Genomic DNA, 2605 nt, shown 5'->3' with positions numbered 1-2605 from the left:
AGTCGCGAACTCGATGTTCTTGGGCACTCGGCCTCCCAGTCTGGGGCTCGACCGTGGAGGATGGCCTGTAGAACTCACAGTCGGCACCACCCACCGTATTGTAAACGCGTTGAAAATCCAGGAGTCATCCTTAACCACGCCTGACGTACGGTGGGCGCTCGCGCTACCAGCAAGCGCGCCCGCATCACGGGTTGCCGACTCGATCGTGTCTGCACCCGCCAGTGCGAGCCGGGCCCGGTCACAAGATGACCTGGCCCATACCGGCCGACGCGGTCGGATGCACAGAAACACGGCTGGAGGTGCCGCGACCGGCCAACCTCTGGATGCGTAACGAACGAGCCGAGTCGGCGCTTCCACGGTCGGACACAACAACCCCTGAGGAAAGCAGGGCATATTTCTGAGTCGAATAATACCGATCGTATCTAGAGTCTCAGTGGCGTGGCCCGACTAAAGCAGGGATCACACATCGGGCATAGAAGAACTAGCTACGGCCCGCGCCGAGAACGTTCGGTTTACAGCACGTGATCAATTCAACCTCGCGCGACGCTGACTTGAGCCGCCTGCCCTAAAATGCCTTGGCGTGTCGGGCGTCCTTAATTCAGCTCCTGCGCATCGACGCGGCCCAAGGCCTGACTCGTCCGTTCCTGGTTACCCCCCAGTTTGCTCCCGACCAGCCCCTATTTCCGGGCATCGAACAGCCATCAATCGTACCGATGACAATATCGTCGCCATGGGGATGCATGACCGGCCGCGGCCAGTTATATACAGATAGCGGTCGCCATCGACAAGTCAACTGCCCGCCTGAGCAAAGGAGCTCACCAATGGTAGTCGAATCCGAGTCCGAGCGGTCATCCGCGGTTCGCCGCGGACTCCCATGGTACGCGTTCGGCCTCGCGAACCTCGCCGTGATCCTAGTCTTGTCACTGGCCTTCTGGTGGCTCCTGGCAGATCCACAGTGGAGCCCGCTGGGGCTGTACCCTCAACCGATCACCGCCGCACTCTTCTGGGTGATCCTCGTCACGGTTTTTGTTGGGTTCAATCTTGAATTCGCCGGGTTCGGCCGTCTCAAGCAACCCGTGCGCGGGGTCGCCGCGATCGCGGTCATCATTGTTGTGGCTGTGCTCATTCTGATCATATTTGCCCGAGGTTGGGGCACCTTCGACCCGGCGTTCGCCGCCGGACGCGAGGGGGGCCTCGGATATCAAACAGCATCCCTGTTCGTACTGTTCGGGTTCTTGATCTTCGTCATGGCGGTCATCAATTGGGGTCACTGGCCGTGGTCAGCGGTCGGCTTGAAGCAGCCATGGCTTGGTATCGCCGAGATCGGCGTGATGACGATCCCGACGTTCATCCTGTTCGCCTTCTTCGCGCTGCCAGGCCTGGCGTCGTGGGCGCAGCCAGGTCACGTGATCATGGAAGTCAACACTACGATCGGGTTCTTCTACAGCATCGTCGTTTCCGTCATCATCACCGGACTGCTCACCGAGAACTGGCCGTGGCGACTCGCTGGGCCGGGAGGCCGGACAGCGCTCGCGTCCACGATCGGTAACCTGGTACTCGGAACAGTCCTCTACTTTATCCTCCTCGGCATCGCACATCTCATCATGAGTCCGGCCGATATCGCCGCACTAGGATCCGGCGTCGGAGTCATGGCAGCTGAGATCGGTGTGTGCTGGGCGTTCTGGATGATTCTGTGGGCGAATGCGTTCGGCAACTGGCCGACGAAGTTCACGCCGGTCGTCAACTATGTGGTCCGGATCGTGGTGACATTTGTTCTGGGAGTGCTTACCTTCGCCGTCTATTCGTACTGGGCGGCCCAGAATGTCCTTCACGAACCACAGTTGGTCGGTTCCGTTTATGGAAACGCGCTTGGCTTCATCGACTGGATGGTGATGTTCACGCTCTTCTACGTCGTGTGTCTCGGATCGTTCGGACTGCCTGCGATGAAGGCCGGCGCCCCCGCCGCCGCGGAGTCAACCACGGAGGTCTAGCGCGACCCCGGGGCCCACAGCCGGGAAACCCCGTTGCAGCCACGCCAGCCTGCCCTCACCGCGTTCGCGGTGAGGGCAGGGGCTGTCCGCGGAGTAGGTCAACCCGAGCCGTACCGTTTGCGTTCGGCTTCATCACACCCTGAGAGGGCATGCCGGCGCGGCACGGCGTGATCCCTTTGAGATAGTCCGGCGACTTGGCGTCGCGAGTCACCATTACGTCGAGCACGGCCGGAGTGGCGTTGAGCGCGCGGTCCAGAGCGCCCGGGAAGTCAGCCGCGACCTCGATCCCCTCGCCATAGCTCCGAGGCTGCAGGCCTAGCGTCGTACCGAACTCCTGGTAGCTCGACGCGGACGAGCCGCCCGTTGTAGCGTTCAAGGGATCGTGGCGCTCGCGACGAGCACGACGAGGTTCGCGCGGTGCCGCACGGCAGTGTCGACTTCCATAGAACTGCACCCCAGATTGCCGTCGCCGACCAGCGCAAAGGTTGGTGTCACGGGAGCGGACCAAGGCCGCTCCTATAGCGAACTGCACACCGACACCAACACACCCCCAACGCACCGCAGTCGAGGTAGCCGACAGAGCGAACCCCGATCCGCCCGAACGACAAGATGGG

Annotated in this window: 1 protein-coding gene; it reads left to right on the top strand. The window is 61.8% G+C overall.

Annotation, left to right across the window (positions count from 1 at the left end; all coding sequences use genetic code 11):
* Positions 1–821: 821 nt before the first annotated feature.
* Entirely contained in the window at positions 822–1991 is a 1170-nt protein-coding gene (locus PSU4_RS30770) for a hypothetical protein (protein ID WP_147116176.1), read from the top strand.
* Positions 1992–2605 lie beyond the last annotated feature (614 nt).

The sequence above is a fragment of the Pseudonocardia sulfidoxydans NBRC 16205 genome (assembly GCF_007989085.1).
Taxonomy (GTDB): Bacteria; Actinomycetota; Actinomycetes; order Mycobacteriales; family Pseudonocardiaceae; genus Pseudonocardia; species Pseudonocardia sulfidoxydans.
The sequence above is the reverse complement of the archived record's forward strand: the minus strand, read 5'-3'. Positions and strand labels throughout refer to the sequence as shown.